This window comes from Streptomyces qinglanensis (genome assembly GCF_900111245.1).
Lineage (GTDB): Bacteria > Actinomycetota > Actinomycetes > Streptomycetales > Streptomycetaceae > Streptomyces > Streptomyces qinglanensis.
Genome location: NZ_FOGO01000001.1, coordinates 401,897 through 427,164, shown reverse-complemented (window position 1 = coordinate 427,164; position 25,268 = coordinate 401,897). Strand labels below are relative to the sequence as shown.

19 protein-coding genes are annotated in these 25,268 nt (G+C 71.8%); 11 read left to right on the top strand and 8 right to left on the bottom strand.

Annotated features, from left to right (window positions below; translation table 11 throughout):
* Positions 1-42: 42 nt before the first annotated feature.
* Positions 43-1,491 (bottom strand): phytoene desaturase family protein, encoded by a 1,449-nt coding sequence (locus tag BMX65_RS01855; RefSeq protein WP_074998313.1) that lies wholly within the window; start codon positions 1,489-1,491, stop codon positions 43-45.
* Positions 1,492-1,982: 491 nt separating this feature from the next.
* Between BMX65_RS01855 and BMX65_RS01850 the strand changes: the two genes are divergently transcribed.
* From BMX65_RS01850 to BMX65_RS01840, 3 genes are all read left to right on the top strand, one after another.
* Entirely contained in the window at positions 1,983-2,399 is a 417-nt protein-coding gene (locus tag BMX65_RS01850) for a hypothetical protein (protein WP_074998312.1), read from the top strand.
* A 12-nt stretch (positions 2,400-2,411) separates the two neighbouring features.
* Positions 2,412-4,676 carry a DUF6571 family protein gene (locus tag BMX65_RS01845; protein WP_074998311.1) on the top strand — a complete coding sequence of 755 codons (2,265 nt, stop codon included), beginning with the start codon at positions 2,412-2,414 and terminating at the stop codon, positions 4,674-4,676.
* A 579-nt stretch (positions 4,677-5,255) separates the two neighbouring features.
* Positions 5,256-5,822, top strand: a complete 567-nt coding sequence (locus BMX65_RS01840) for a hypothetical protein (protein WP_143081795.1) — start codon at positions 5,256-5,258, stop codon at positions 5,820-5,822.
* A gap of 234 nt (positions 5,823-6,056) precedes the next feature.
* On the opposite strand, the gene BMX65_RS01835 is transcribed toward BMX65_RS01840, so the two are convergent.
* The 3 genes from BMX65_RS01835 to BMX65_RS01825 are packed head-to-tail and all read right to left on the bottom strand — an operon-like array spanning position 6,057 to position 9,830.
* Positions 6,057-6,692 carry a TetR/AcrR family transcriptional regulator gene (locus BMX65_RS01835; RefSeq protein ID WP_074998309.1) on the bottom strand — a complete coding sequence of 212 codons (636 nt, stop codon included), beginning with the start codon at positions 6,690-6,692 and terminating at the stop codon, positions 6,057-6,059.
* A gap of 32 nt (positions 6,693-6,724) precedes the next feature.
* Positions 6,725-9,010, bottom strand: a complete 2,286-nt coding sequence (locus BMX65_RS01830; RefSeq protein WP_074998308.1) for a YhgE/Pip domain-containing protein — start codon at positions 9,008-9,010, stop codon at positions 6,725-6,727.
* Entirely contained in the window at positions 8,982-9,830 is an 849-nt protein-coding gene (locus BMX65_RS01825) for an ATP-binding cassette domain-containing protein (RefSeq protein WP_074998752.1), read from the bottom strand. Before BMX65_RS01825 ends, BMX65_RS01830 begins: the two co-directional genes overlap by 29 nt.
* A 322-nt stretch (positions 9,831-10,152) precedes the next feature.
* Between BMX65_RS01825 and BMX65_RS01820 the strand changes: the two genes are divergently transcribed.
* The 3 genes from BMX65_RS01820 to BMX65_RS01810 all read left to right on the top strand — a co-directional run bounded on the left by BMX65_RS01820 (position 10,153) and on the right by BMX65_RS01810 (position 12,261).
* Positions 10,153-10,713 carry an SAV_6107 family HEPN domain-containing protein gene (locus tag BMX65_RS01820; protein WP_239501781.1) on the top strand — a complete coding sequence of 187 codons (561 nt, stop codon included), beginning with the start codon at positions 10,153-10,155 and terminating at the stop codon, positions 10,711-10,713.
* Positions 10,714-10,806: 93 nt separating this feature from the next.
* Complete coding sequence (locus tag BMX65_RS01815; RefSeq protein ID WP_074998307.1) at positions 10,807-11,583, top strand: methyltransferase; 777 nt, start codon at positions 10,807-10,809, stop codon at positions 11,581-11,583.
* 261 nt (positions 11,584-11,844) lie between these two features.
* Positions 11,845-12,261 carry a DUF3040 domain-containing protein gene (locus tag BMX65_RS01810; RefSeq protein ID WP_074998306.1) on the top strand — a complete coding sequence of 139 codons (417 nt, stop codon included), beginning with the start codon at positions 11,845-11,847 and terminating at the stop codon, positions 12,259-12,261.
* Between the two features lie 256 nt (positions 12,262-12,517).
* Here the strand turns inward: BMX65_RS01810 and BMX65_RS01805 are convergent, their stop codons facing one another.
* The 4 genes from BMX65_RS01805 to BMX65_RS01790 form a co-directional block, all read right to left on the bottom strand.
* Entirely contained in the window at positions 12,518-14,941 is a 2,424-nt protein-coding gene (locus BMX65_RS01805; protein ID WP_074998305.1) for a transglutaminase TgpA family protein, read from the bottom strand.
* Positions 14,938-16,341 (bottom strand): DUF58 domain-containing protein, encoded by a 1,404-nt coding sequence (locus BMX65_RS01800; protein ID WP_239501780.1) that lies wholly within the window; start codon positions 16,339-16,341, stop codon positions 14,938-14,940. The genes BMX65_RS01805 and BMX65_RS01800 overlap by 4 nt, the downstream gene beginning before the upstream one ends.
* Positions 16,341-17,441, bottom strand: coding sequence for an AAA family ATPase (locus tag BMX65_RS01795; protein WP_074998304.1), 1,101 nt, complete (start codon positions 17,439-17,441; stop codon positions 16,341-16,343). The genes BMX65_RS01800 and BMX65_RS01795 overlap by 1 nt, the downstream gene beginning before the upstream one ends.
* Before the next feature lie 144 nt (positions 17,442-17,585).
* Positions 17,586-18,113 (bottom strand): beta-class carbonic anhydrase, encoded by a 528-nt coding sequence (locus BMX65_RS01790; protein WP_074998303.1) that lies wholly within the window; start codon positions 18,111-18,113, stop codon positions 17,586-17,588.
* 417 nt (positions 18,114-18,530) lie between these two features.
* Between BMX65_RS01790 and rsmH the strand changes: the two genes are divergently transcribed.
* From rsmH to BMX65_RS01765, 5 genes are read left to right on the top strand one after another with little or no spacing between them, the layout of a single operon-like run.
* A complete protein-coding gene (gene rsmH, locus BMX65_RS01785) occupies positions 18,531-19,502 on the top strand; it encodes a 16S rRNA (cytosine(1402)-N(4))-methyltransferase RsmH (protein WP_074998302.1) in 972 nt (323 codons plus the stop codon).
* 25 nt (positions 19,503-19,527) lie between these two features.
* Entirely contained in the window at positions 19,528-19,899 is a 372-nt protein-coding gene (gene ftsL, locus BMX65_RS01780) for a cell division protein FtsL (protein ID WP_074998301.1), read from the top strand.
* Complete coding sequence (locus BMX65_RS01775; RefSeq protein ID WP_074998300.1) at positions 19,896-21,962, top strand: peptidoglycan D,D-transpeptidase FtsI family protein; 2,067 nt, start codon at positions 19,896-19,898, stop codon at positions 21,960-21,962. Before ftsL ends, BMX65_RS01775 begins: the two co-directional genes overlap by 4 nt.
* A 12-nt stretch (positions 21,963-21,974) precedes the next feature.
* Positions 21,975-23,837, top strand: coding sequence for a UDP-N-acetylmuramoyl-L-alanyl-D-glutamate--2,6-diaminopimelate ligase (locus BMX65_RS01770; RefSeq protein WP_074998749.1), 1,863 nt, complete (start codon positions 21,975-21,977; stop codon positions 23,835-23,837).
* Positions 23,834-25,267 carry a UDP-N-acetylmuramoyl-tripeptide--D-alanyl-D-alanine ligase gene (locus tag BMX65_RS01765; protein ID WP_074998299.1) on the top strand — a complete coding sequence of 478 codons (1,434 nt, stop codon included), beginning with the start codon at positions 23,834-23,836 and terminating at the stop codon, positions 25,265-25,267. The genes BMX65_RS01770 and BMX65_RS01765 overlap by 4 nt, the downstream gene beginning before the upstream one ends.
* Position 25,268 lies beyond the last annotated feature (1 nt).

Sequence of the window (25,268 nt, the reverse complement as noted above, 5' to 3'; positions counted from 1 at the left end):
CCCGGCGGCGACCCGCACCGGGCCCCGGCCCGGACCGCCGGCTCAGACCGAGCCGCGCCACTCCGGGTCCTGCACGAGCCCGGCCACCATGGCACCCGTCATCCCCGCTGCGGGCAGTCCGCCGCCCGGATGGGACCAGCCGCCCGCCGCGTAGAGCCCCGGCAGCCCGGTCGGGTTCGCGGGGTACAGGAAGGCGCCGCCGCCGCCGGACAGCCCCGGCGGCGGCACCCGGCCGCCGGGAGCGCCGGTCTCCGCCTCGACGTCCGCGGGGGTGCGCACCTCGCGCCACAGCACCCGCTCCCGCAGTCCCAGTCCTGCCGCGTCCGTCGCCGCCAGCAGGCCCTCGGCGAGCGGCTCCGCGGCCTCAGCGGGCAGACCGCCGGGCACCGGCAGCGTGAGCACGGCCGTCTCGTGCGCGTCGTCCGGCCGCAGCGCCGGATCGTCCGGCCGCAGCACGGTCAGCGGCTGCCCCGGAGCCTCCGCGCGGTGCACCAGTGTGCGGTGCGGGGTACCGGCGGGGCGGGTGCCCCGCAGCGCGAGCAGCACGGTGAGCCGGGACATGCCCCGGTCGGCGGTTCCCTGCCCGCCGGGTGCGGCCGGACCGCCGCCCGCGACCACCACCTCCGCGTCCACCGCCGAGCCGTCGGCGAGCTCGACACCCGCCGCCCGCCCGTCCTTCTCCCGCACTCCCGCCACCGGGCTGTCGAAGCGGAAGGCCACCCCGCGGGCCCGGCAGCGCGCGTGCAGCGCGTCGGCCAGCGCCCGCAGACCGCCGCGTACATACCAGGTGCCGAAGGTGTCCTCGACGTAGGCGAGGGCGGCGGCGCTCGCCGGGGCCGTCGCCGGGTCCAGGCCCTGCGTCCAGACCGAGCCGCACAGCATCGCCGCCAGCCGGGGGTCGCGCAGCTCGTCCCGGGCGACCTCGGCCAGCGTCGGCCCGGCGCTCCCCCGTCCGCGCAGCGCCCGGGAGAGGCGCAGCAGGCCCTTCGGACGCAGCGCGGGATAGGCGCCGTCCGCGACGAGCAGGTCCCGCGAGGCGGGCTCCGCGCGCAGCGGCTCCTCCAGCAGCGGCCGCCGGGTGGCCTCCCACGCCGTGCGGGCCCGGGTCAGCATCGCGGACCAGCGCTCGCCCGCGCCCCCGCCCAGCGCCTCGTCCAGCGCGGCGATCACCTTGCCCCGGGAGGCGTTGGGCAGCGCGACGGCGCTGCCGTCGGTGAACACATGGCGGGCGGTGACGGGCACCTGGACCAGTTCCACCTCGTCCTCCAGCCGCTCCCGGCCGGTCTTGACGAACAGATCGCGGTAGACGGCCGGCAACTGCAGCAGTCCCGGGCCGGTGTCGAAGGCGAAGCCGTCGCGCGCGTACCGCCGCACGGCGCCTCCGTAGGTCCCGGTGCGCTCGTGCACCACGACCTCGTGACCCGCGACGGCCAGCCTCGCCGCCGCCGCCATCCCGCCCATCCCCGCCCCGACCACCACGACCCGTGCCATGTCCCGACCTTATCGAGCACCACGTCACTGCCCACCTGGGGTGTGTCGGTCCGTATATGGCGTCTCAATAGCGACTCCGAGTCCGGAGAACCGTTATTTCGGCCAGAAGAGGCCAAAGGTGCCAAGTGGCCGATCCATGGCGATGATTGCACAGGCCACGAACTGGTGAGAGGCTGAACGCTTCGCAACGGGGGGTGCGGCAACGTTTACGGTCCGAGCACACCGAACACCTTTGTAGGGGTGCGTCCTCGCAGCGAGCCGAGGACCGCATGCGGACGCCACTCCATGAGCGCTGCGCCGGAGCTGACGCGCCTGACCGAGTAAGAGCCAGCATTGGCCACATCGTACCGCCGGGGGGGCGGATGTCTTTTGACGACGAGTGGACGCACCTCACGAACACAGCGAGGTCGCGGGACGCCACCAGTATGCAGCTCAACCATGCTCTTCCCGCTGACGGAGCGAGAGAGGGAAAGGGTGGGGCACGGGATGGGATGTCATCGTCCTCGCCGGACAAGCAGAAGGCGGCCAACTATATCGAGCACCACTTCGGGCCGGACCTCGCCAAGGCCGGTGGGATGGCCGACGGTAGTACCGAGACCGTCACCGGTACCGCTCCCTTCGGTCATGGATCGACCTCCACGTTCGCTCCCGCACCCACGATGCCCGCGCCCGATTCCGGCCCCGGAAAGCTGCATGGCTGGGAGACACAGGAAGCGTTGAGCTATGCCATGAACAAGTGGGCCGGCCAGTTGAGCAAGCTGGTCGGACGGGCACGGCGCGAAATGGAAAGCTTGCGCGGTGCCGAGAAGTTGATCCACGGGAATGATCACCGGACCGGCGCGAAGTTGAGCACCGACGAACTCCTCGTGACGCCCGAGAAGTCGCACAGCCGCATATCAGACCTGTGAGGGGGCTGTCCTATGGCGTTGACCTACCAAGAGGCGATGAAGGGTGACCTCTCCGTTCTTGTCGAAACGGCTGAGGACTGGAAGGAAATGGGCAAGAAGTTCGGCACGCTCAGGAAGAACTACAAGACCCATGTCAGAGGCGTGCTCGACACCGACTCCTGGAGTGGTGTCTCCGCGACCATGTGGGATCTCACCTCCACCACTACCCTCCATGAGCTCATCGGTGCCGAGAATCAGGCAAAAGCCGTCGGTGGGCTTCTCGTGGAAGCCCATGCCGAGCTGTCTCGATTGAAGAAGAAGGTGAAAGAAGCACGGGACGACGCTGTCGACGCGAAAATGAAGGTCGATGAGAACGGCTTCTGCGAGTACGACCTCAGCAAAGTGCACGGAAAGAAGAAGAAAGCCCTCATCCGGGATCACATCGCGCGCCAAGAAGCCGAACGCGCCTGGACGCAGAAAATCGCCGACGCGGTGAAGAACCTGTCCGATGCGGATCACAATTATAAATTGGCGATCAAAGCTGCGGCCAAGGACAGGGACGGCAAGGGTGAGTCCGGTGGTTTCAACAGCAAGGCTGTCGGGGACGTCGACAAGTACTCCGGAATCCGAGCGGCTGAACTTGGCAAGAAAATGGATTCCGAGAAGAAGCTGTCTTCCGGTGAAATGAGCGAACTGCAGTTCCTGTTGAGAGAGAACTCGGGAGACACTGACTTCAGTCGGACGATGCTGAACAGTCTCGGGGCTGACCGCACGATCAGCCTCGCTAATGAGTTGAACGACCGCGCCTACTCTGATGACACAGAGCACAAGGGCAGGTACCTGAAGATGGAAAAGTACCTGGCCAACAGCGTTGCCACCGCCACGACAATCGACAAGAAGCGTCCCAGTGCGGACAAGAAATTTGTCGCGGACTTCCGGGAGAAACTCCGGAAGGCAGGCGTCAAGCAGTACGATCTGAAAGTGGTCGCCGACGGAACTGTCGCCGGCCCGGCGAAGCAGCGTGCCCGCGGCTACCAGAGCTTTGTGACTCTTCTTCAGCATGGCAAGGGATACGACAAAGAGTTCCTGCACGGGCTGGCCGACGACATTCGTGCGGCTGAGGACCCCAAGCAGGATGGCGATCCGGACATCTGGGATTTGAACCGGCCATTTTCCGGAGAAAAGAACGAGAAGACCGGGACTTTCTCACACGACAGCACGGACTGGTTCGCCAACGATCCGCTCGACGGAACGTTGGGGATTATGAGCAAGGACCCGGACATCGCCACGTCCTACCTGGACCCCAAGGATGCCGACGGCAAGAGTCGCCTGCACTACCTTGCTCATGAGCGCGACTGGAAAATCCAGAATGATTTCCAGCACCTGAAGGACGACGTGATCGTCCCGGCTGGCGACAAGGAACCCGCCGACAGTCGAGTCGGATACGGCGCGGCGCTGGAGGCGGCGATGACCGGTCATGTGCCCGGAACCGAGCCGCCGAGCAGTTTCGAAGCCTCAGACGCACAACGCCGGGTTTTTGCGAACGTCGTCAATTCTTACGCCGAAGAGGCCAAGGTGCACCAGGATGCGATGCCTGAGAATATTCGCCGCAACCTGGCCCAGGCTGTGGCTTATCACCCGAAGGATGTGGCTGATCTGCTGTCGCAGCGGGGGCACACTTATGCCGCCGCTCCCGGAGGTGACAGCATCGACAGTGCCGCCATGACTCATTTCATCCGAGCCGCTGGGCAGGACGGCCAGGCTTTCCGCATCATCCATGATTCACAGATGGACCAGGTGGCGGGCAGAATTCACGAGCTGAATCATCATGACCTCACTGCGGAGACGCAGCGCGGGGATCGAGCGATTCAGGACTCCGGTAAAATAATGGGCACCCTGGACAAGATCCGCGCTGACGTTCTCACGGATGAGAGAGATACCAAGGTCGACCGCAACACCTGGGGGCAGCTCTACGCTTACCACGGAATAAGCTCCGGGGTTTCCCGTATCCCGATGCTCGGTCCAGAACTCGACCGTGTCACCTTCCTCACTACGCGTGAGATATCCGAGAATATGAATGACGACATCAAGGACAAGACGCGCGAAGAGCTCATCGAGAACTATGAGAATGACGGATACCCCAGGCTTGCCAAGATCATTGAGAAGCGTGCCGACGATCTTGGTATAGCTCGGGAAGACTTCCATGGTGAGAAGGCGCGGGGTTCGACGCTGCTTTCAAATGCGCATTCAAATTATGTCACAGGTCTAGGTGGCGCCGAGGCCGCGATGGGAGACTGAATGCTTGCGCGATGGCGGCGTTTCCGTTTTCGGCTCTTCGTGGCCTTGGGGTTGGTCATGGTGTTGGCGGCGGGGGCTCTCGTATGGGTGTCTCTCGCCTCCGATGATTCTCGTGGCCAAGCTTATTGCTGGGGGAGTCTCGGGTCGAAAGATCTCGGTGTCATGAATCCATACAACGGGGGAAAATACCGCGCCCGGGATGATTCTACGCCTCTTTCTGTCAAGGGAGGGAAGCTGAGGGAATACCCAAGCTGTGACGTCTATTGGGAGGGGAACGGGAACACCTCCTATCACTTGGCCTCCGTGCAGGTGCGCCCCTCGGATTTGGGCTGGCCTTGGGGTAAGGATGCGGTTCGCAACACGCGGGCGCAGTTCGGTGTTGTCTCTCCGGCCGGTCCGGGGCTGCCTGCCTGGACCTCAGTCGATCAAACCGAAGACAAAATTCCTGCGCACGCAGAACTCCGTCTTCCCGGCGCCTGCCGGAAGGTTTTTCACACCGGGAAGTACGGGGTGCGGCTCTCGTTGACATTGCGGGCTCGCCAGGATCGGGTCTGGGATGACGCGACGACCCGCAGGCAGATGGCCAAGGTCGTCACCCGGATCGCGGCGCATCTCACGAAGGAGCATCACTGCGGCGACGGCACCAGCTACAAGTACGACCTCGACGCGCACGTCAGCGCGTCTTTCGAGAAGATGCCGCCCGGTAAGGCTTGCGGTCTCAGTGGCTTCTCCCCGCTCACTTCCTTCGAGAAGGACGCCGTGTGGCAGCGTGTCGCCGGGGAATTGGACGATACCTGGAGCTGCGTGGCTGTGCGCAGTGACGGGAATCCACTGGGCGGGCCTTCCGAGGAGGACTCTCTCAATGAGGGGACGACCCTGTCCGCCTTCACCGTCACCTCGAACAGACGTTATCTGGAGGGCTTCAAGAAGTCCCACGGGCGCACCTACGCGGACGAGGAGGAGGGGACGCGCTCCAAGGTGATGCGGTGCGGCGGTGAAGAGTATCTGCTCCAGGTCATGTATCCGGGGTCGGAGTCCGACCAGGATGCCATCCGGAAGTACAGCGAGAAGCATCAGGCGGGTCCGGATTCCCTGGTCAAGAGGTTCGAAGGCTCCGTGAGGCGCGCCCTCAAGTGCGAGAAGTGAGAACAGCGGTGACGACGGCGTAGGTACCCGTACTCAGGAGAGATCTTGAGTATCCGCACGGATGGGCCGCCATCCGTGCGGACGGCAGAGTGAGGGCAACGGAAGGGCACGGGGTCGCACCGCCGACACGGGGCCGCGGAACGGTGCCGGCGCCCCTCCGGAAGCCACCCCCTCCACAGGTGGGGCGGCCCCGCGGGGGGCGGGGCCGCCTCGTGCACGGGGCCGGTTCCGCGGTCAGCCGGGACGGCCCGCGCCGACCCGGCCCTGGAGCAGCAGGGACAGCGCCCCGTGCACGTCCTCGATCGAGCGCTCCGGCTGGAACGCCTTCCAGTCGAGCGCGGCCACCAGCACCATCCCGACCAGCGCGGCGGCGGTGAGCTGGACGTCGATCTCCTCGCTCAGCTCCCCCTCCGCGACGCCCGCGCGCAGCACGCCCTCCACCACCGCGACCGCTTCCTTGCGCACCATCAGCAGGGTGTCGTTCCAGGCCCGTCCGGTGCGCCACAGTTCGGCGACGTAGAGCTGGGTGAAGGCGGGGTAGTGGTCGATGAACTGCAGCCCCGCGCGGACCATCGCGTCGAGCGCGTCCACCCGGCTGCCGCCCCGGCCGTCGGTCTCCTCCGCCGCCTTGCGCAGATCGGCGGTGAGCAGTTCGACGCCGTGCCGCAGCAACTCCTCGAACAGCTCGGTCTTGCTGGCGAAGTTGTAGTAGACCGTGCCCTTGGCCACCCCGGCCCGTTCGGCGATCTCCTCCACGGTCGTGGAGGAGAATCCCTGCTCGGCGATGAGGGTGACCGCCGCGTGGAAGAGCTTGTCCCTGGTGGCACTGCGGCTGCGGGAAGTGGAAGGGCTGGTCCGGGCGCTTGTCATGCGGCCATTCTCCTCTCGGAGCCGTCCGGGCCTCACAGCGAGATCTCCGGACGCAGCCGGTCCAGCGTCCACACCTGCTTGCGCCGCGCGGTGACCGCCGTGAGCGCCAGGGCGCCCGCGGTGAAGGCCAGCAGGACCAGGCAGGCCCGCTGGACCGGCCACAGTTCACCACCCGTGATCAGGTGCCGCAGCCCCTCCACCACGTAGCTCATCGGCAGCAGCGGGTGGAGCACGTTGAAGAAGTGCGGGCTCGTCTGGATCGGGTAGGTGCCTCCGGCCGAGGTCAGCTGGAGCATCAGCATCGCCAGGACGAGGATCCGGCCCGCGGGCCCGAAGCGCGCGTTGAGGAACTGGACGACGGCCGTGAAGCAGGCCGTCACCAGCATCAGGAAGCCCACCGTGGCCAGGCCGCGGGCCATCTGCAGCCCCAGTCCCCAGTGCAGCACGCTCATCAGCGCGGCCACCTGGGCCACCCCGATCGCGGCCACCGGCAGCCAGCCCGCCAGCGCGATCCGCCAGGCCGGGGCGCCCGCTGCCAGTGCCCGCCGGTTCAGCGGCTGGAGCAGCATGTAGGCGATCATCGCGCCCACCCAGAGCGAGAGCGGGATGAAGTAGGGCGCGAAGCCGGTGCCGTAGTTGGGTGCCGCGTGCGCCTTGTGCGAGGCGAGGTCGACGGGGTCGGCCATCACCCCGGTGCGGTCCTCGCGCTCCTTCTTGCCGTAGTCCGGGATCTTCTCCGCGCCGTCGTGCAGGCCGCTCGCCAGCTTTCCGGAGCCGTCGGCCAGTTTGAACAGGCCGCCGTCGAGCGAGGCGGCGCCGTCGGAGAGCTTCCCCAGTCCGGTGTCGAGCGAGGCGGCGCCGCTCTTGGCGGTGCCCAGCCCGGTGTGCAGTTTCCCGGCGCCCTTGGCGACCTTGTGGGCGCCGCTGTTGAGCTCGTTGATCTGCCGCACCGCGTCGGTCACGTCCTGGTCCAGGTGCGGGGCCCGTTCGGCGACGGCGTTCGCTGCGCGGTTGAGGTCGTCGAGGTGGCGGCCGAGGTCGTCGAGGTTCTGCTCGTTCTTGACGTACCCGTTGACCTTCGCGGCGACCTTCGCCGAACGCTCGGCGGCGGCCACGGCCTTCTTCAGCTCCGCGCAGGAGTCGGGGGCCAGGCTGGGGATCCGGGCGGCGGACGGCGCGGGCTGCCCGGTCGCGGAGGCCCCGCCGCCGGACTGCGGTGTACCGCCGCTGTCGGCGCCCTCGCCGCCGCCGGTGTTCCCGCTGCTGGTGCTTCCGCCGGTGTCCCCGCCGGTGTCCCCGCCGCTTTCCGGGAGCGTTCCGCCCGCCCCGGACGGGGAAGGCGCGGGCGTCCCCGGTGCGCCCTTGCCGCAGCGTGCTTCGTAGAGCGTGGAGAGCGCGTCGGCGGCCTTGCGCGAGTCGGTCTGCGCGCGCCGCGCCTCGCCGGGCAGCTTGCCGAGGTTCTTCTTGAGCGTCTTGCTCGTCCGGGCGACCTCCCGCGCCGCCTTGCCGACGTCGCCGCTGTGCGCCCGCAGGAACGGACGGACCTTCTCGGCTTCGCCGTTCACCCTGTCGGCGAGCTTCTGGGTGCCCTCGGCGACCCGGTCCGCGCCCTTCTCCAGGGAACCGGCCCCCTTGTGCAGGTCGGCCGTGCCGTTCTTGAGGCGGCCGCTGCCCTCCTCCGCGTCACCGAGTCCGCTCTTGAGCCTGCCCGCGCCCTTCTTCGCCTTGCCGATGCCGTCGCCCAGGTCGTCCGCGCCCTCCGCGGCCTCGGTGGTCTTGCCGTGCAGCGTGGAGAAGGAGACGTAGATCTTGTCGAAGAAGCCGCGTGAGACCTTGCTGGAGGCGCTCGAGCGGACCTCGGAGAAGACGGTGCGGGAGATCTGCCCGACGATGTAGTTGTTCGCGTCGTTGGTGCGCACCTTGAGCGCACCCGTCTCGGGGGAGTCGCCCGAGCTGGAGGAGACCCGCTTGCTGAAGTCGGCGGGTATCGTCAGCGACAGGTAGTACCGGCCGTCCTCGACTCCCTTGCGGGCGTCGGCCGCGCTGGTCTCCTGCCAGTCGAACGAGTTGCTGTCGTGCAGTCCCTTGACGATGTCGGCGCCCGCGTCCACCTTCTCCCCCCGCACGGTGGCGCCCCGGTCCTCGTTCACCAGCGCCACCGGTACCCGGTCCAGCCGCTCGTAGGGGTTCCAGAACGACCACAGGTACAGGGCTCCGTACAGCAGCGGAAGCAGCAGCATCGCGGCCATCGCCGCCCGCGGCAGCCGCCCCCTGCCGAACCGCTTGAGCTCAAGCGCGGCTAGCCTCGGCGAGCGCATCCTCCGCCCTCTCCTTCTCGTCGTCCTCGTTGTCGTCGGCGGCCCCGGCGGCCCCGGCGGCCTCGTGCGTGTCGCCGGAGCGTCCGGTGCCGTCCGGGCCTGTCGGTGCGCCGTCCCGGTGGGCCGCGCCGGTACGGACCACCACGGCCCCCTCGGGTGGCGGTTCGCTGCACACCGCCAGCACCGTGGTGCCGCTGTCGGCCACCGCGCGCAACAGCTCCCAGGCCGCCGCGCGTTCGGCCTCCGACAGCTTCAGGTCCACATCGTCGACGGCCACCAGCCGGGGCTCGCCCAGCAGCGCCAGCGCCATCGAGAGCCGCAGCTCCTCCAGCCGTCCCAGGTCCCGTACGGCCGTGCGCCCGCCCCTGGGCAGCGCGTCCAGGTCGAGGCCCGCGGCGTCCAGGGCCGCCTCCAGCCGCTCCCGGCTCGCCGCGGCCCGCTCCCGGCGGGACCGCAGCAGCGCGCGGAGCGGACTGCCGAACCGACGCTGGAGCAGCACCCGCTCGCGGAGCTGCTCGGTGACGGTCAGCGCCGGGTCCAGGTCGTTGACGCCGGGCACCGGGCCCAGCGCGGTGATCCGGCGGACGGCGGCGAGCCGCTTGGGCAGCGGGTGCCCGGCCACCTCGGCGTGTCCGCGGCCGGCCTTCATCCGGCCGGTCAGCGCCAGCAGCAGGCAGGTGCGGCCGGAGCCGGACGGCCCGGTCACCGCGATCAGCGAGCCCGCTCCGGCGATGAACCCCACCCTGTCGAAGACGGGGCCGCGCGGCCCCGTCAGCCCGAAGTCCACCGCCGAGACGGCGGCTCCTCGCCTGTGTGCCACGGCCCCTCCCGCTGTGTGTCGCGTCCCGCTGCGTGTCGCTGCGCCGACGGGCGCGCCGTGCCCGGCCCCCGCGCCGGGCACGGCGATTTTTGAACTGACTGGTCAGTTCAAAGTATGCAGCAGACCGGGCCCGGTACGCCAACCGGCGGCACCTCCGGCCGAGGCAGCCCCGGCAGTTCGCTGCCTGGCACGGCGTATGCGCAGGTCAGGGCCGATTGTCAGTGGCATGCGCCACGATGTGCCCATACGACCGGTTCTCGAACCGGTATCAGCCGACGGGAGGTTGATCCACGTGAAGCGTCCGTCCCGGGGAGCACGCCCCGTGCCCCCGCAGCCGACAGCGCCGCCCGCCAGCCACCCCCACGACATCCACCCCGTGCTCCGCCGGGCCACCGCCCCGCCCGCCGCGCGCGACCTGCTCGCGCAGGCCCGGCACGGGCTCGACGAGGCGGCGGCGCTGCAGCCGGCCAACGAGCGGTACGCCACCGCCCACCTCGCCGCACTCCGCACGGCAGCCGCCGTCCTCGCCGTACGGGGCACCGCCGACCCGGCCCCCGCCCGCCGCCGGGGCGGCGCCCCGCGCAGGCCACGCCGCCCCGCCATCCGCAGCGCCTGGGAGGTGCTGCCCGAAGTCGCTCCCGAACTGGCCGAGTGGGCGGCGCTCTTCGCCTCCGGCGCCGACCGCCGGGCCCGGGCCGAGGCGGGCATAGCCGGAGCCGCCGCCCCGCGCGACGCCGACGACCTGATCCACTACGCCGGGATGTTCCTCCGGCTCGTCGAGCGGATGCTCCTCACCCAGCCGGCGCTGCCGCAGCCCCGCACGGCGGAGGGAGACGAGCATCCCGCCCGGCCCTCCCGCCCCCGGGACCGGCGGGCGGGGTGAGAAGCCGTGCCGGCCAGGGCCCGCCGGGCGGATGGGCGGGCAGCGGAGGCAATAGGGTGGGATCCGCCCGTCCCTGAGCCGAGGAGCAACCGCATGTCCCGCCCCAGCGCAACCCTCCGGACCGCAGTGGTCTGGGACGTCCTCAGGGGAGCCCTCGACCAGCGCGCCGAACTGGCGGACCACGCCGAACTGGCGGTCCTCGACACCGGCGGCGGCACCGGCAACTTCGCGGTGCCCGTCGCCCGGCTCGGCCACCGCGTCACCGTCGTCGACCCCAGCCCGGACGCCCTCTTCGCGCTGGAGCGGCGCGCCGCCGAAGCCGGGGTGGCCGACCGGGTGCGCGGCGTCCAGGGCGATGTGCGCGGGCTCTTCGAGGTCGCCGAGCGAGGTGCGTACGACGTGGTGTTCTGCCACGGCGTCCTGGAGTACGTCGACGACCCGGCCGAGGGCCTCGGCAACGCCGTCGCCGCACTGCGCGAGGAGGGCGGCACGCTGAGTGTGCTGGCCTCCGGGCTGGGCGGGGCCGTCCTGGCACGGGCACTGGCCGGGCATTTCACCGAGGCCCGGCACGCGCTCACCTCGCCCGGCGGGCGGTGGGGCGAGAGCGACCCCATGCCCCGCCGCTTCACCCCCGAGCAGCTGACGGCGCTGGTGACCAGCACCGGGCTCGAGGTCATCTCCGTGCACGGTGTACGGGTCTTCGCCGACCTGGTGCCCGGTGCGCTGGTGGACACCGAGCCGGACGCGCTGGAGGCCCTCGCCCGGCTGGAGGCGGCCGCCGCCGAGCTGCCCGACTTCCAGTCCGTGGCCAGCCAGCTCCATGTGCTCGCCGAGATCCCGCCCCGCGGGGTGCGACCCGCCGTCCGCTGACCCCGTACCCGCCGCCCGGCGGGGGTCTGTCCGCACGACCGCCCGATCAACCGCTGCGCGCCGTATGATCGAAGCACACCGTCCGGCATGGCGGAAAGGTGGTGCGGGAATGAACGGAGCACACCGTGGGCACCCCGTCCGTCATATCGGGTGTGGTGGGAGGAATTGGCGTAGAGGGGCGGGTTTCACGGGGGCGATTCCCTGCCTATCCTGAAAGAGTCGCATCCGGTCGCCCCCGCGACCGACGAGTAGGAGGACTCCGTGCCGCTCTCTGAGCACGAGCAGCGGATGCTCGAGCAGATGGAGCGAGCGCTGTACGCCGAAGATCCCAAGTTCGCAACAGCGCTCGAGGGAAGTGAGCTGCGCCGGTACACCCGCAAGCGGGTCTACCAAGCGGTGGCGGGCTTTCTGGTGGGTATCGCGCTCCTCATGGCCGGAATGGTCGCCCAGCAGATCTGGATCAGCGTCGTCGGCTTCCTGGTCATGCTGGGCTGTGCGGTCCTCGCCGTGACCGGGTGGCGGAAGGCCCCCAAGCAGGGTGAGGAGCAGGCCGCGGGCCAGGGCGGGGCGTCGCAGGGCTCGGGGGCGGCGCGCCGACAGCAGCCACGGAACCGCAGATCGGTGATGTCCCGTATCGAGGAGCGGTGGCAGCGCCGCCGCGACGAGGGCCACCACTGAGAGCGGGGCCCCTCGCCCCGTTCCGCATACTTTCGCTCTTCTTCGCAACGTCACGCGGTGAGGTGACGCGGCCCGGTCGGGGGAACCGGCCGCTTCCTGACCGCGGTGCCCCTTCTGTGCGGTGACGAGCCGTCTCCGGCAGCGACAGCGCAGTTCTCCGGCGGTGCGGGAACCCTCGCGGGGTTCCCGCACCGCCGAACGCGTTCCGGGGAATGTGTTCGGCGGCCGGGAATCGTCCGGCGCTCGCCCGGCGCCGTCACTCGGCCGGGCGGGGGCGGTGCATCGCGCGGATCCAGCGGGCCCGCAGCGCCCGCCCGCGGTGGCCGGCGGCACGCAGCAGCCGCCCGGTGGACGGGGGCAGGAGCAGGGCCCGGATCCGCAGCGTGCGGGGCGCTGCGGCGCGCAGCCCGGCCCGGACGCGCTGCACGTCGCGGGCGATCCCCGGGGCCGGCTGCGGCTCGGGCGCATACAGCACCTGCTCGACCGCGAGCGCGACCCGCTGCAGTGCCTCGGTCTCGGGGGGCCGGAGTTCCCCCACCCGGGCCAGCCGCTCGGCGGCCGTGCGCGGGGTCGCCGAGTCCTCCGGCACGATCCCGTAGTCCCATCCGGTGTCCAGGAGTTCCTGCCAGGCGGCGAGCACTCCCTCGGCGCCTTCCGGACCGGTGCCCCGGGGACGGGGCCGGAGCCGGAGCCGACGGGAGCGTCTCCGCATCCGCAGCAGCATCGGCAGCAGCAACAGCGCCAGCAGGAGCAGCGCCGCGCCGCCGACACCGGCGACGGCGGCCGCGGACGGCCCCTCCTCGGAGCCGCCGGAGCCGGGCAGCGGAGCCGCCAGCCCGCACTCGGGGTCGGACCGCTTCTGCTGGGCGGTGCACTCCTGGGACGGCGACGGGGCGACCGTGGGCTCGTCGCTCCCGTCGCGGTCGGGCAGCACCTCGCCGGAGTCCCCGTCGGGATCGGGTGCGTCCGGCCGGGCGTAGGGCGGGGTGCTGCCGCGGGTGGGGGTCGGCTCGAAGCGGGTCCAGCCCACACCTTCGAAGTACAGCTCCGGCCAGGCGTGCGCGTCCTGGAAGCCGACCTCCATCGCGCCGTCGTCGCGTGCCGTGCCGGGAGTGAAGCCGACCGCGACCCGGGCCGGGATGCCCAGGGTGCGGGCCATCGAGGCCATGGCGAAGGAGAAGTGGACGCAGAATCCCTCCTTCTGCCGCAGGAAGTCGGCGATGGCGTTGACGCCGGTGCCCGCCTCCACCTCGGTGTCGTAGACGAAGCCGCCCTCGTCCGCGAACCAGTCCTGGAGCCGCACCGCGCGCTCGTAGTCGTTCTCCGCGCCCCGGGTGACCTGGCGCGCGGTCCTGGAGACGACGTCCGGCAGCGTGCCGGGAACGGCGGTGTACTCGCGCTCCAGCCCGGGTGGCGGATCGGGCGCATTGCGCAGTTGCTCGGCGGTGGGCCGGACCTGGAGGCTCTCGACCGTGTAGCGCAGCCCGCGGGTGGTCTGCTCGTCGTAGCCGACCAGGGTGCGGCCCTCGGGCTCGAAGCGCCACTTGCCCTCCAGGCGCACCCGGTCGGCGGGGAAGGGCATGGGCAGCCAGTCCTGCGCGTAGGCGTCACTGGCCTGGATGGTGGTGCGCACCGTGCTGGTGCGCACCTGCGGTCCCAGTCCGCGCGGGGCGGGCAACTGGTCCGGGATCTCGCCGATCCGCCGCTCGGAGGGCTTCCACTGGGCGCCGTCGAACCTGTCCAGCGCGACGATGCGCAGGTAGAGCCCGTTGTCGCCGTTCTCGCCGTTGTCGCCCCCGTCCGTCCGGTAGACGAGCGCGGTACGGTCCTGCGGCTGGTCGAGGCTGTTCTTGAGCGCGACCACCGGGTTCACCGCCGAGACCGTGCCGCCGCCCTGCCCGCGCACCCCTCCGCCACCGGCCCCCACCCCGTCGAGCAGGCCGCCGCTGAGCGAGGGCAGCGCGGTGGGTACCAGCAGCGAGACGCCCAGGGCCAGCACGCCGATCCGGCGTCCGGTGCGCACGGGTGCCGCCGCGGCGCCCCCGACGCTGCCCGGCTGGGGCGGCGCCGCACCCGGCCGGGTGCGGTCGGCGAAGACCCGGCCCCACTGGGAGAGCCGCTCCCGCCCCTCGGCCAGCAGGAGCAGCAGATAGCCGCCCGCGGCGCACAGGAACCACAGCCAGCGGGCGCCGCCCTCCGAGAGCCCGGCCGCCACCGAGTACAGGGCGAGCAGCGGCAGCCCGGCGGGAGCGGCGCTCCGGTAGGTCACGGCGACCGTGTCCACCAGCAGGCCGATCAGCAGTACCCCGCCGATCAGCATCAGCCGTATGCCGTCGGTGAGCGGCGCGGGTATCGCGTACCGGCCCACGTCCTGGACGCCCTGCTCGAAGAGCGCGGCGAAGTGGGTGAAGACCTCGGGTACCGGAAGGAATCCGGCCGGTGCGACGGAGCGTGCGAAGACGAGGGTGAGCAGCAGCAGCGAGGTGAGCGCCTGCGCGAGCACGGTCAGCGGGCGGGCCAGCGGGACCCGCCGGGCGGCCGCGCCCACTCCGGCCTGCACCCCGATCAGCACCGCCGCCTGGATCAGCCAGGCCGCCGGTTCGACCAGCGGCAGCAGTGCGCAGGCCGCGGCCAGCGTCGCCAGTGCGGCGCAGAATGCCAGCCGCCCCCGTCCGCTCATCGTTCCGCTCCCTTCGCGCTCGCGTGGTCGGCCTCCTGCCACAGCGCGGCCAGTGGCGTCCCGGGCCCGCCGGCCAGCGCTGTCCACCCCGCCTCGTGCAGTACGCGCAGTGCGGCCTCGGTCCCGGGCGACTCGTCGGTGCCCGGGAACGGCTGCCCGGTGCCGCCTTGCGGGCGCCCGGCGGGGGTGGCCAGAAAGGCCACCGCGCGCTCGGAGCGCTGCCGCAGGCGGCCGACGGTGAGCGCCTGCTCCTCGTCCAGCGCTCCCAGGAAGGCGATCAGCAGCCCCGGCTGCCCGGCGTCCCCGCCGCGCAGCGCGTCATAGGCCCCGGCCAGCCCTTGTTCGTTCGAGTGTTCGACGATGGCCAGAGTGTCGAGCAGCAGTCCGGCCGTGTCCGGGTTCTCCGCGAGGAAGCCGCCGTTCTCCGGTCCGGGCGCGGCGGCCCCGGTGTCGGTCAGCAGCCGGACGGAGCAGCCGCGCTCCAGCAGGTGCACGCACACCGACGCGGCGCCCGCGACCGCCCACTCGAACGGCGCGTCGGGCCCCGAGCCGGGGTAGCCGGCCCGGCGGGTGTCCAGCAGGACGGTGCAGCGGGCCTGCTGCGGCTGCTCCTCGCGGCGCACCATCAGTTCGCCGTAGCGTGCGGTCGAACGCCAGTGCACCCGGCGCAGGTCGTCGCCGTGCCGGTAACCGCGCGGGATCACGTCGTCGTCCCCGGCCAGGGCGAGCGCGCGCTGCCGGCCCTCCCCGTAGCCGCCGGTCCGCCCGGCCGACCGGGTCGGCGGCAGCGCCTCGACCGGCGGTACGACGGTGAGGGTGTCCCAGGTGCTGAAGGAGCGGGTCAGCTCGCACATCCCGAACGGGTCCGTCAGCCGCAGTTGGAGCGGACCCAGCGGATAGCGTCCGCGCAGGTCGGCGCGGACCCGGTAGGAGACCTCGCGCCGCCCGCCCGGCTCCACCCGGTCCAGGACGAACCGGGGCCGCGGGCCCAGGACGTAGGGCACCCGGTCCTGCAGCATCAGCAGACCGGTGGGCAGCCGCGAGACGTTGTCCATCCGCAGGTGCACGCGGGCCTCCGAGCGCACCGGTACCCGCGAGGGCGACAGCCGGCGGTAGCCCGCCACGCGGTAGCGGGTGCGGTGCAGCACCAGCACGCACACCAGAGGCAGCACCCCCAGCAGCACTCCCACCCGCAGCAGTTCGTCCTGGCCCAGCAGATATGCGCACAGCATGGCCGCCAGCCCGGCCGCCAGGAAGGAGCGGCCGCGGGTGGTCAGACCGCCGAACGCGCGGCGCAGCGAGCCGCTCCGCTCCTCCGGGTCGGACCCGTCACCGGGCGCCGCCGAGCCGGGAGCCGGGCCGCTGCCGGACGGGGCACCCGGGGCCGCTCCGTAGGCCATCAGTAGCCCCGGGGCTGCCCGGTCTGCGGCCGGTTCAGGGGGGCTTGCTGTCCGGGGGCCGGCGGCGGCCCGTAGGGGCCCGGACCGGGCGCGCCCGGTCCGGGCGGCGCGGTTCGGGGCGCGGCGGGGCCGGGACCGACGGCGGGCACCGGCACCTGCTGCACGATCTCGGCCACCACCTGCTCGGCGGTACGGCGGTTCAACTGGGCCTGCGCGGTGGGCAGCAGCCGGTGCGCCAGGACGGGGACCGCCAGCGACTGCACGTCGTCGGGGAGCGCGAACTCGCGCCCGCCGAGCGCGGCCGACGCCTTGGCGGCCCGCAGCAGGTGCAGCGTCGCGCGCGGCGAGGCGCCCAGCCGCAGCTCGGGGTGGGATCGGGTGGCGGCCACCAGCTCGACCGCGTACCGCCGCACCGCGTCCGAGACGTGCACGCCTCGCACGACCCCGATCAGCTTGGCGATGTCGTGCGCGTGCGCCACCGGCTGGAGGTCGTCCAGCGGGGAGGCACCGCCGTGCACGTCGAGCATCTCCAGCTCGGCCGCGGGGCTCGGATAGCCGATGGAGACGCGCACCATGAAGCGGTCGCGCTGCGCCTCGGGCAGCGGATAGGTGCCCTCCATCTCCACCGGGTTCTGGGTGGCGACCACCATGAACGGGTCGGGCAGCTCGTAGGTCTGCCCGTCGATGGTGACCTGGCGCTCCTCCATCGACTCCAGCAGCGCCGACTGGGTCTTGGGGGAGGCGCGGTTGATCTCGTCGCCGATCACGATCTGCGCGAAGATGGCTCCGGGCTTGAACTCGAAGTCCTTGCGCTGCTGGTCGTAGACGCTGACCCCGGTGATGTCGGAGGGCAGCAGATCGGGGGTGAACTGGATGCGGCGCACCGAGCAGTCGATGGTCCTGGCCAGTGCCTTGGCGAGCATCGTCTTGCCGACGCCGGGCACGTCCTCGATCAGCAGATGCCCCTCGGCGAGCAGCACTGTGAGCGAGAGCCGGACGACGTCGGGCTTCCCCTCGATCACCGATTCGACACAGCGGCGCACCTCGCCCGCCGTGGCGCTCAGTTCGCTCAGGTCCGCCCGCTCGTCATAGGTCGTCACCGGCCCTCCTCGGCCCCATCCCCGTTGTACGTGCCCGCCGCGTCCGTTCCACCGGGCCCTGCAGTGTGCGTCGTTGCGTATTCTTCACGGCGACGGGCCCTCCCGTCACTCTCCCGGGTGGCTCCGGGGTGCGGTCCTCCCGGGTCAGGCCGGGGCGACCTCGCGCAGCAGGCCCGTCGTCACGTCGAAGACGAAGCCGCGGACGTCGTCCCGGTGCTGCAGGAAGGGCGAGGTCCGTACTCGTTCGATGGACTGACGCACGTCCTGGTCCAGATCCTTGAAGGACTCGACTGCCCAGGACGGCCGCTGGCCCACTTCCAGTTCCAGCTCGTGGCGGAAATCCTCGGTGAGGTTGAGCAGCCCGCAGTTGGTGTGGTGGATGAGGACCACGGAGCGGGTGCCCAGGGCGCGCTGGCTGATGGTGAGGGAGCGGATGACGTCGTCGGTGACCACGCCGCCCGCGTTCCGGATGGTGTGGCAGTCGCCCAGCTCCAGCCCGAGTGCGCGGTGCAGGTCCAGGCGGGCGTCCATGCAGGCGACGACGGCGACCGAGCGGACCGGGCGGGCGTCCATCCCCGGGTCGGTGAAGCCGTCCGCGTACTCCTGGTTCGCGGCGACGAGCTCGTCGGTGACGGACGGTGCGGACTGGGGGTCAGGTGTGGGTATCGACATGTGTACGACGTTAGACGCTCCCTGAGCGGACGGCCTGCCCGGAGAGTGGTGAAATCGGACGGCGCACGAGGGTGTGAGGTAACCCACACGGTCTATTGTCGTCTCCTCCGTCCGGGTGCAACCGCAGCCGCGTACCCGGCTGCCGCCGACCGTGCGCCGCGGGTGTCACTCGTTGTCGGGACGCGCCTGGTCCCGTAGTTGACCGAGGGGACGAGTGGACTAAAGTGACGCGAAGTGGGAGGCGAACACTCTCCCCAAGGACTCCCGAATCCCCTCGCGTGCGCGGGCGCGCACGTGCGGCTCGGCCTCCTCCCGCTCCCGGCCTCCGGCGCCCGCTCGGCGCGGGCGGCCGCTCCCCTTCGAGCGGGCGGGGACCAAGGAGCATGTGCACGTGCCCGCCAGATCTGAGAGGGCACAGTGACCACCAACGAGCGGCCCATCGGCGAACGCCACAATCCGGTGATGCTCCGGCGCACCCTGGACCTGCTCGCTCCCGCGCTGGCGGAGCCCGGCGCGACCGTCGTCGACTGCACCCTGGGCCTGGGCGGCCACAGCGAGGCGCTGCTGTCCACTTTCCCCGCGGCCCGCCTCATCGGCCTGGACCGCGACCCGGCCGCGCTCGAACTCGCGGGCGAACGGCTGGCCCCCTACGCCGACCGGGCCACGCTGGTGCACGCCGTCTACGACGAGCTGCCGCAGGTGCTCTCCCGGCTGGAGGTGCCGCGGGTCCAGGGCGTCCTGTTCGACCTGGGGGTCTCCTCGCTCCAGTTGGACGAGGCCGACCGGGGCTTCGCCTACGCCCAGGACGCGCCGCTGGACATGCGGATGGACCAGACGAGCGGGCCCGGCGCGGCCGAGGTGCTCAACACCTACCCGCCCGGCGACCTGGTGCGCATCCTGCGCTCCTACGGCGAGGAGAAGCAGGCCCGCCGCATCGTCGAGGCCATCGTGCGGGAGCGCGAGAAGGAGCCGTTCACCCGCAGCGGCCGACTGGTCGAGGTGATCCGGGAGGCGCTGCCGCAGGCCGCCAAGCGCACCGGCGGCAATCCGGCCAAGCGCACCTTCCAGGCGCTGCGCATCGAGGTCAACGGGGAGCTGACGGTGCTGGAGCGGGCCCTGCCCGCCGCGCTGGAGGCGCTCGCCGTCGGCGGCCGGATGGTCGTCCTCGCCTACCACTCGCTGGAGGACCGGCTGGCCAAGCAGCTGTTCGCCACCGGCTCCCGCAACACGGCGCCGCCCGGGCTGCCCGTCGTGCCCGAGCAGTACCAGCCCCGGCTGCGGCTGCTGACCCGCGGCGCCGAGCTGCCCACCGACGAGGAGATCGCCGAGAACCGGCGGGCGGCGCCGGCGCGGCTGCGCGCCGCCCAGCGGATCAGGGAGGCGACATGACCGGCCGCCGCATCCGGGAGGGGACATGACAGCGCAGCAGCGCCTCGCGCGGTTGGCCCGGCTGGTCCCCGTCGGGGGGTCGCCGGCGGCCCGTGCGCCGTTCGTCCTGCTGATCGTCCTGCTGCTGGGGAGCGGTCTGCTGGCCCTGCTGCTGCTGAACGCCTCGCTCAACAAGGGCTCCTTCCAGCTCAGCAGGCTGGAGAAGCAGACGGAGGAGCTGACCGACCAGCAGCAGGCCCTCCAGCAGGAGGTGGACGGCTACTCCGCGCCGGACCGGCTGGAGGAGCGGGCCCGTGAGCAGGGCCTGGTCCCCAGCGGCACCCCCGTCTTCCTGGACCCCGACGGCACTGTGCGCGGCGATGCCCGTCCGGCGCGCGGCGCGCAGGAGGACCCGTGAGCGAACGTCCCCGCGAGCCGGACCGCGGCGCCCGCCGGAGCCCCCGGCCGGCGTCCGGACAGGGCCGCACCGCCGACCGGGGCCGCACCGCCGACCGGAGCCGGGCCGCGAAGCCGCGCCGGGTCCCCGGGCCGGGCCGGTCGGCCCCCGCCGCGGCGTCCCGCGGCGCACGGCCCCCGGCGGCGCGCCGGGGCGGCGGCGCACGCCCCCCGCGCGGCGGCGCGGCCCGGCTGCGGCTGGTGAACCCGCGTCCCCGGCTGCGGCTGGTGGCCGTGGGGCTGACCCTGGTCATGCTGGTGTTCACGGTGCGGCTGCTGCAGGTCCAGGCCGTGGACGCGAGCGCCTACGCGGACAAGGCGGCCGTCAACCGCTACATCACGGTCCCCCTCGCGGCCGAGCGGGGCACCATCACCGCCCGGGACGGCTCCGCGCTGGCCAGCACCGTGGACGCCCACGACATCACCGCCGACCCGTACCTGTTCAGCCCGGAGCAGACGAAGATCGACGACGCGCCCGAGCGGGCCGCCGAGCTGCTGGCGCCGCTGCTGGACAAGAAGCCCGCCGAACTGGCCGGGAAGCTCTCGCGCAAGGGCACCCGCTACGTGCTGCTCGCCCGGCAGCAGACCCCGCAGACCTGGCGCAAGATCAAGAAGCTCAAGGCGCGGCTCGCCGACGAGGCCGCGGCGGCGCCCGAGGGCGGGAAGCCCGACCTGCTGGCCGGGATCTACCAGGAGAAGCACGCCAAGCGCGTCTACCCGAACAAGGAGCTGGCCGCCACCGTGCTCGGCTTCGTCAACTCCGCGGGCAAGGGCGGCGCCGGTCTGGAGGCGAAGCTGAACGGCACGCTGGCGGGGGAGGACGGCAAGGTCACCTACGCCCAGTCCGGCGGCCGCCAGGTCCCCACCGCGGGCGTCCGCGAGCAGGCGGCCGAGCCGGGCTCGGACGTGGAGCTCACCCTGGACCGCGACATCCAGTGGTCCGCGCAGCAGGCGATCTCCGACCAGGTGGCCGCGTCGCACGCGGACAGCGGTTACGTGGTCGTCCAGGACACCCGGACCGGCCAGTTGCTCGCCATGGCCAGCGCGCCGGGCTTCGACCCGAACGACATCCGCGGCGCGAAGGTCGACTCCTTCGGCAGTCCCGCGGTCCAGGACGCCTACGAGCCCGGCTCCACCAGCAAGGTGATGTCCATGGCCGCCGTCCTGGAGGAGGGCAAGGCCACTCCCCGGACGGCGGTCACGGTGCCCAACCGGCTCAAGCGCGCCGACCGCTCCTTCGCCGACGACATCGACCACCCCACCTGGCACCTGACCCTCAACGGTGTCCTGGCCAAATCCAGCAACATCGGCACCATCCTCGCCACCGAGCAGCTCGGCAGCACGCAGCAGCAGGCCAACAAGGTCCTGCACCGCTATCTGCGCAAGTTCGGCATCGGCCGGCCCACCGGGCTCGGCTTCCCCGGCGAGACGGACGGCCTGCTGGCCCCGCCCGGGAAGTGGAGCGCCTCCCAGCAGTACACGATCCCCTTCGGGCAGGGCCTGTCCCTCAACGCCGTGCAAGCCGCTTCCATCTACTCCACCATCGCCAACGGCGGGGAGCGGATCGCCCCCACGCTCGTCCGCGGCACCACCGGCCCGGACGGGCGCTTCCGGCCCTCCGACGCACCGGACAAGCGCCGGGTGGTCAGCGAGGAGACCGCCAGGACCCTCGCCCGGATGCTGGAATCCGTGGTCTCCGACATGGAGGGCACCGGAACCACCGCCAAGATCCCCGGCTACCGCGTCGCGGGGAAGACCGGTACGGCCAACCGGGTGGATCCGGAGACCGGCCGCTACCACGGCTACACCTCCTCCTTCGCCGGGTTCGCGCCCGCCGACAAGCCCCGGATCACCGTCTACTGCGCCGTGCAGAACCCCAAGAAGGGCAGCTACTTCGGCAGCGACGTGTGCGGTCCCGTCTACAAGAAGGTCATGAAGTTCTCCCTCAAGACCCTGCAGATCCCCCCGACGGGGGCCAAGCCCGCGAAGCTGCCCGTGCTCGCGGGGAAGAGCCGGGACGACTGAGTCATGCGCCACGTGAGAACGATCACTGAGAGCGAGTACAACCCCCAGGGGTCGGCACCGCCGCGCCCCTCGCTTCGCGGCGCGGGCTCCCCGCCCGGTACGCTCACCGCCGTGCCACAAGCTGATCAGACCTCCCCCGAGTCCTTCCCCGGGCCGCCCCGCCCCGCACGGGTCGCCCCCGTTCCGCTCGCGGAGCTGGCCCGGCTGCTGGATGCCGACGCGTCCGCGACCGGTTCCGGCGATGCGCAGCAAGGGGGCGGAACGGCGGACGCCGGCGTGTCCGTCACCGGCATCACCCACGACTCGCGTGCCGTGCGCCCCGGCGACATCTACGCCGCGCTGCCCGGTGCCCGGCTGCACGGCGCCGACTTCGTGGAGCAGGCCCAGAGCCTGGGGGCCGCCGCGGTGCTGACCGACCCCGGGGGCACGGCGCGGGCCGAGGCCACCGGGCTGCCGGTGCTGACCGTGCCCGACCCGCGCGGCCGGATGGGGGAACTGGCCGCCACCATCTACGGCACGCCCGGCGACGACCTGCTCCAGATCGGCATCACCGGCACCTCCGGCAAGACGACGACCGCCTACCTGGTGGACGGCGGGCTGCGCAAGGCCGCCGAGAAGGGCGAGCCGCGCACCGCGGGCACCGTGGACGGCGGCGGGCTGACCGGACTGATCGGCACGGTCGAGTCGCGGATCGGCGACGAGCGGATCAAGTCCGAGCGCACCACGCCCGAAGCCACCGACCTGCAGGCACTGTTCGGCGTGATGCGCGAGCGCGGGGTCGGCTCGGTGACGATGGAGGTCTCCAGCCACGCGCTGGTCCTCGGCCGGGTCGACGGCTGCGTCTTCGACGTCGCGGTGTTCAACAACCTCAGCCCCGAACACCTCGACTTCCACCCGGACATGGAGGACTACTTCCAGGCCAAGCGGCAGCTCTTCACCCCGGAGCGCTCGCGGGCCGCGGTGGTCAACTTCGACGACGAGTACGGCTTCCGGCTGCTGACCGAACTGCGCGGCGAGGGCCGCCCGGTCACCACCTTCTCCGCCGAGGGCCACCCGGACGCGGACTGGCGGGCCCGGGACGTGGAGGTCGGTCCGCTCGGCTCGACGTTCACCGCGGTCGGACCCGACGGCCGGGAAGTGCTGGCCGCCGCGCCGCTCGCGGGGCCCTTCAACGTCGCCAACGCGCTGGCCGCGCTCACCGCGCTGGTCGTCGCCGGGATCGACCCGAGCACGGCCGCCGAGGGCATCGGCACCGTCCCCGGCGTCCCCGGCCGGCTGCAGCGGGTGGACGCCGGGCAGGACTATCTGGCCATCGTCGACTACGCCCACAAGACGGACGCCGTGGAGTCGGTGCTCTACGCCGTCCGCAAGGTCACCGAGGGTGCCGTGCACGCCGTCCTGGGCTGCGGCGGCGACCGCGACCCGCACAAGCGGCCCGGCATGGGCGCGGCGCTCGCCCGGCTGTCCGACACCGCGGTGCTCACCTCCGACAACCCGCGCTCGGAGGATCCGCTCGCCATCCTGGCCACCATGCTCCGCGGTGCCTCCGAGGTGCCGGCCCACGAGCGCGGCACCGTGCTCCTGGAGGAGGACCGCGCCGCCGCGATCCGGGCCGCCGTCGGCCGTGCCGGGCCCGGCGACACCGTCCTCGTCCTGGGCAAGGGCCACGAGCAGGGCCAGGACATCGCCGGAGTGGTGCGCCCCTTCGACGACGTCCAGGTGCTGCACGACGCCATCCGCGCCCGGGCTGCGGCCGAGCAGGCCGCGGCCGCCCCGGCGGCACCGCCGTCCCCGTCCCCTGTGTCCGCCTCCGACCCCCTGTCTTCTTCGTCCCCTTCCGTCGCGCACCACCGGACAGACAACCAGAAGCGATGATCCCCCTCTCCCTCGCAGAGATCGCCGCCCTCACCGGCGGACGGCAGCACGACATAACGGACCCGGACGCGCGGATCACCGGGCCGGTGGTGATCGACTCCCGGGAAGCGGGCCCCGGCACGCTCTTCGCGGCGTTCGCCGGCGAGCGGGCCGACGGCCACGACTTCGCCGCCGGTGCCGTGGCCTCCGGTGCCGTCGCCGTGCTCGCCACCCGCCCGGTCGGTGTCCCGGCCGTCGTCGTCGACGACGTCACCCGCGCCCTGGGTGCGCTGGCCCGGCACGCCGTGCAGACGCTCGGCACCCAGGTCGTCGCGCTGACCGGGTCCAGCGGCAAGACCAGCACCAAGGACCTGATCGCCCAGTTGCTGGGACGGCTGGGGCCCACGGTGTGGCCGGAAGGCTCGCAGAACAACGAGATCGGTCTGCCGCTGACGGCCCTGCGCGCCGACGAGACCACCCGGCACCTGGTGCTGGAGATGGGCGCCCGCGGCATCGGCCACATCCGCTACCTCACCGAGCTGACGCCGCCGCGGATCGGGGTGGTGCTCAACGTCGGCACGGCCCATATCGGCGAGTTCGGCGGGCGGGAGCAGATCGCCCAGGCCAAGGGCGAACTGGTGGAGAACCTGCCCGCGGCCGAGGACGGGGGAGTGGCGGTGCTCAACGCCGACGACCCCTTCGTCCGCGCCATGGCCGCGCGCACGAGCGCCCGGGTCCTGCTCTTCGGCGAAGCCGCGGAAGCGGACGTACGGGCTGAAAACGTGCGGTTGTCGGAACGCGGCACACCAGCCTTCACCCTTCACACACCTACCGGGTGCGGCGATGTGACCATGCGCCTGTACGGTGAGCACCACGTGTCGAACGCGCTCGCCGCGGCGGCCGTCGCCCACCAACTGGGCATGCCCGCTGGGGACATCGCCGATGCGCTGTCCTCCGCGGACACGCTCTCCCGTTGGCGGATGGAGGTCACCGAGCGCGCCGACGGCGTCACGGTCGTCAACGACGCCTACAACGCCAATCCCGACTCCATGAGGGCAGCGCTCCGCGCGCTCTCCGCCATGGGGGAGGCGGCGAAGGCCCGGGGGGGCCGGACCTGGGCGGTGCTGGGCGAGATGGCCGAGCTCGGTGACGATGCGCTCGCCGAGCACGACGCGATCGGACGGCTCGCCGTCCGGCTCAACGTCAGCAAACTCGTGGCAGTCGGAGGCCGGGAGGCCGCCTGGCTCGACATGGGTGCCAAGAACGAGGGTTCGTGGGGTGAGGAGTCGGTGCATGTGTCCGGCACTGAGGCGGCCGTCGGCCTGCTGCGCGGGGAACTGCGCGCGGGAGATGTCGTACTGGTGAAGGCCTCCCGGTCGGTGGGGCTGGAGAAGGTGGCCGCGGCTCTCCTCGCGGACGGGTCCAGGGAGGGTGAGGGCGCCGCCCGATGAC

What these genes read in the sequence shown, in the direction of transcription:
- BMX65_RS01835 (WP_074998309.1), bottom strand. Translation starts at nt 6,692, where the DNA reads ATGACAAGCGCCCGGACCAGCCCTTCCACTTCCCGCAGCCGCAGTGCC.
- ftsL (WP_074998301.1), top strand. Translation starts at nt 19,528, where the DNA reads ATGACAGCGCAGCAGCGCCTCGCGCGGTTGGCCCGGCTGGTCCCCGTC.
- BMX65_RS01840 (WP_143081795.1), top strand. Translation starts at nt 5,256, where the DNA reads ATGGCCAAGGTCGTCACCCGGATCGCGGCGCATCTCACGAAGGAGCAT.
- BMX65_RS01855 (WP_074998313.1), bottom strand. Translation starts at nt 1,491, where the DNA reads ATGGCACGGGTCGTGGTGGTCGGGGCGGGGATGGGCGGGATGGCGGCG.
- BMX65_RS01790 (WP_074998303.1), bottom strand. Translation starts at nt 18,113, where the DNA reads ATGTCGATACCCACACCTGACCCCCAGTCCGCACCGTCCGTCACCGAC.
- BMX65_RS01830 (WP_074998308.1), bottom strand. Translation starts at nt 9,010, where the DNA reads ATGCGCTCGCCGAGGCTAGCCGCGCTTGAGCTCAAGCGGTTCGGCAGG.
- BMX65_RS01845 (WP_074998311.1), top strand. Translation starts at nt 2,412, where the DNA reads ATGGCGTTGACCTACCAAGAGGCGATGAAGGGTGACCTCTCCGTTCTT.
- BMX65_RS01815 (WP_074998307.1), top strand. Translation starts at nt 10,807, where the DNA reads ATGTCCCGCCCCAGCGCAACCCTCCGGACCGCAGTGGTCTGGGACGTC.
- BMX65_RS01765 (WP_074998299.1), top strand. Translation starts at nt 23,834, where the DNA reads ATGATCCCCCTCTCCCTCGCAGAGATCGCCGCCCTCACCGGCGGACGG.
- BMX65_RS01800 (WP_239501780.1), bottom strand. Translation starts at nt 16,341, where the DNA reads ATGGCCTACGGAGCGGCCCCGGGTGCCCCGTCCGGCAGCGGCCCGGCT.
- BMX65_RS01805 (WP_074998305.1), bottom strand. Translation starts at nt 14,941, where the DNA reads ATGAGCGGACGGGGGCGGCTGGCATTCTGCGCCGCACTGGCGACGCTG.
- BMX65_RS01850 (WP_074998312.1), top strand. Translation starts at nt 1,983, where the DNA reads ATGTCATCGTCCTCGCCGGACAAGCAGAAGGCGGCCAACTATATCGAG.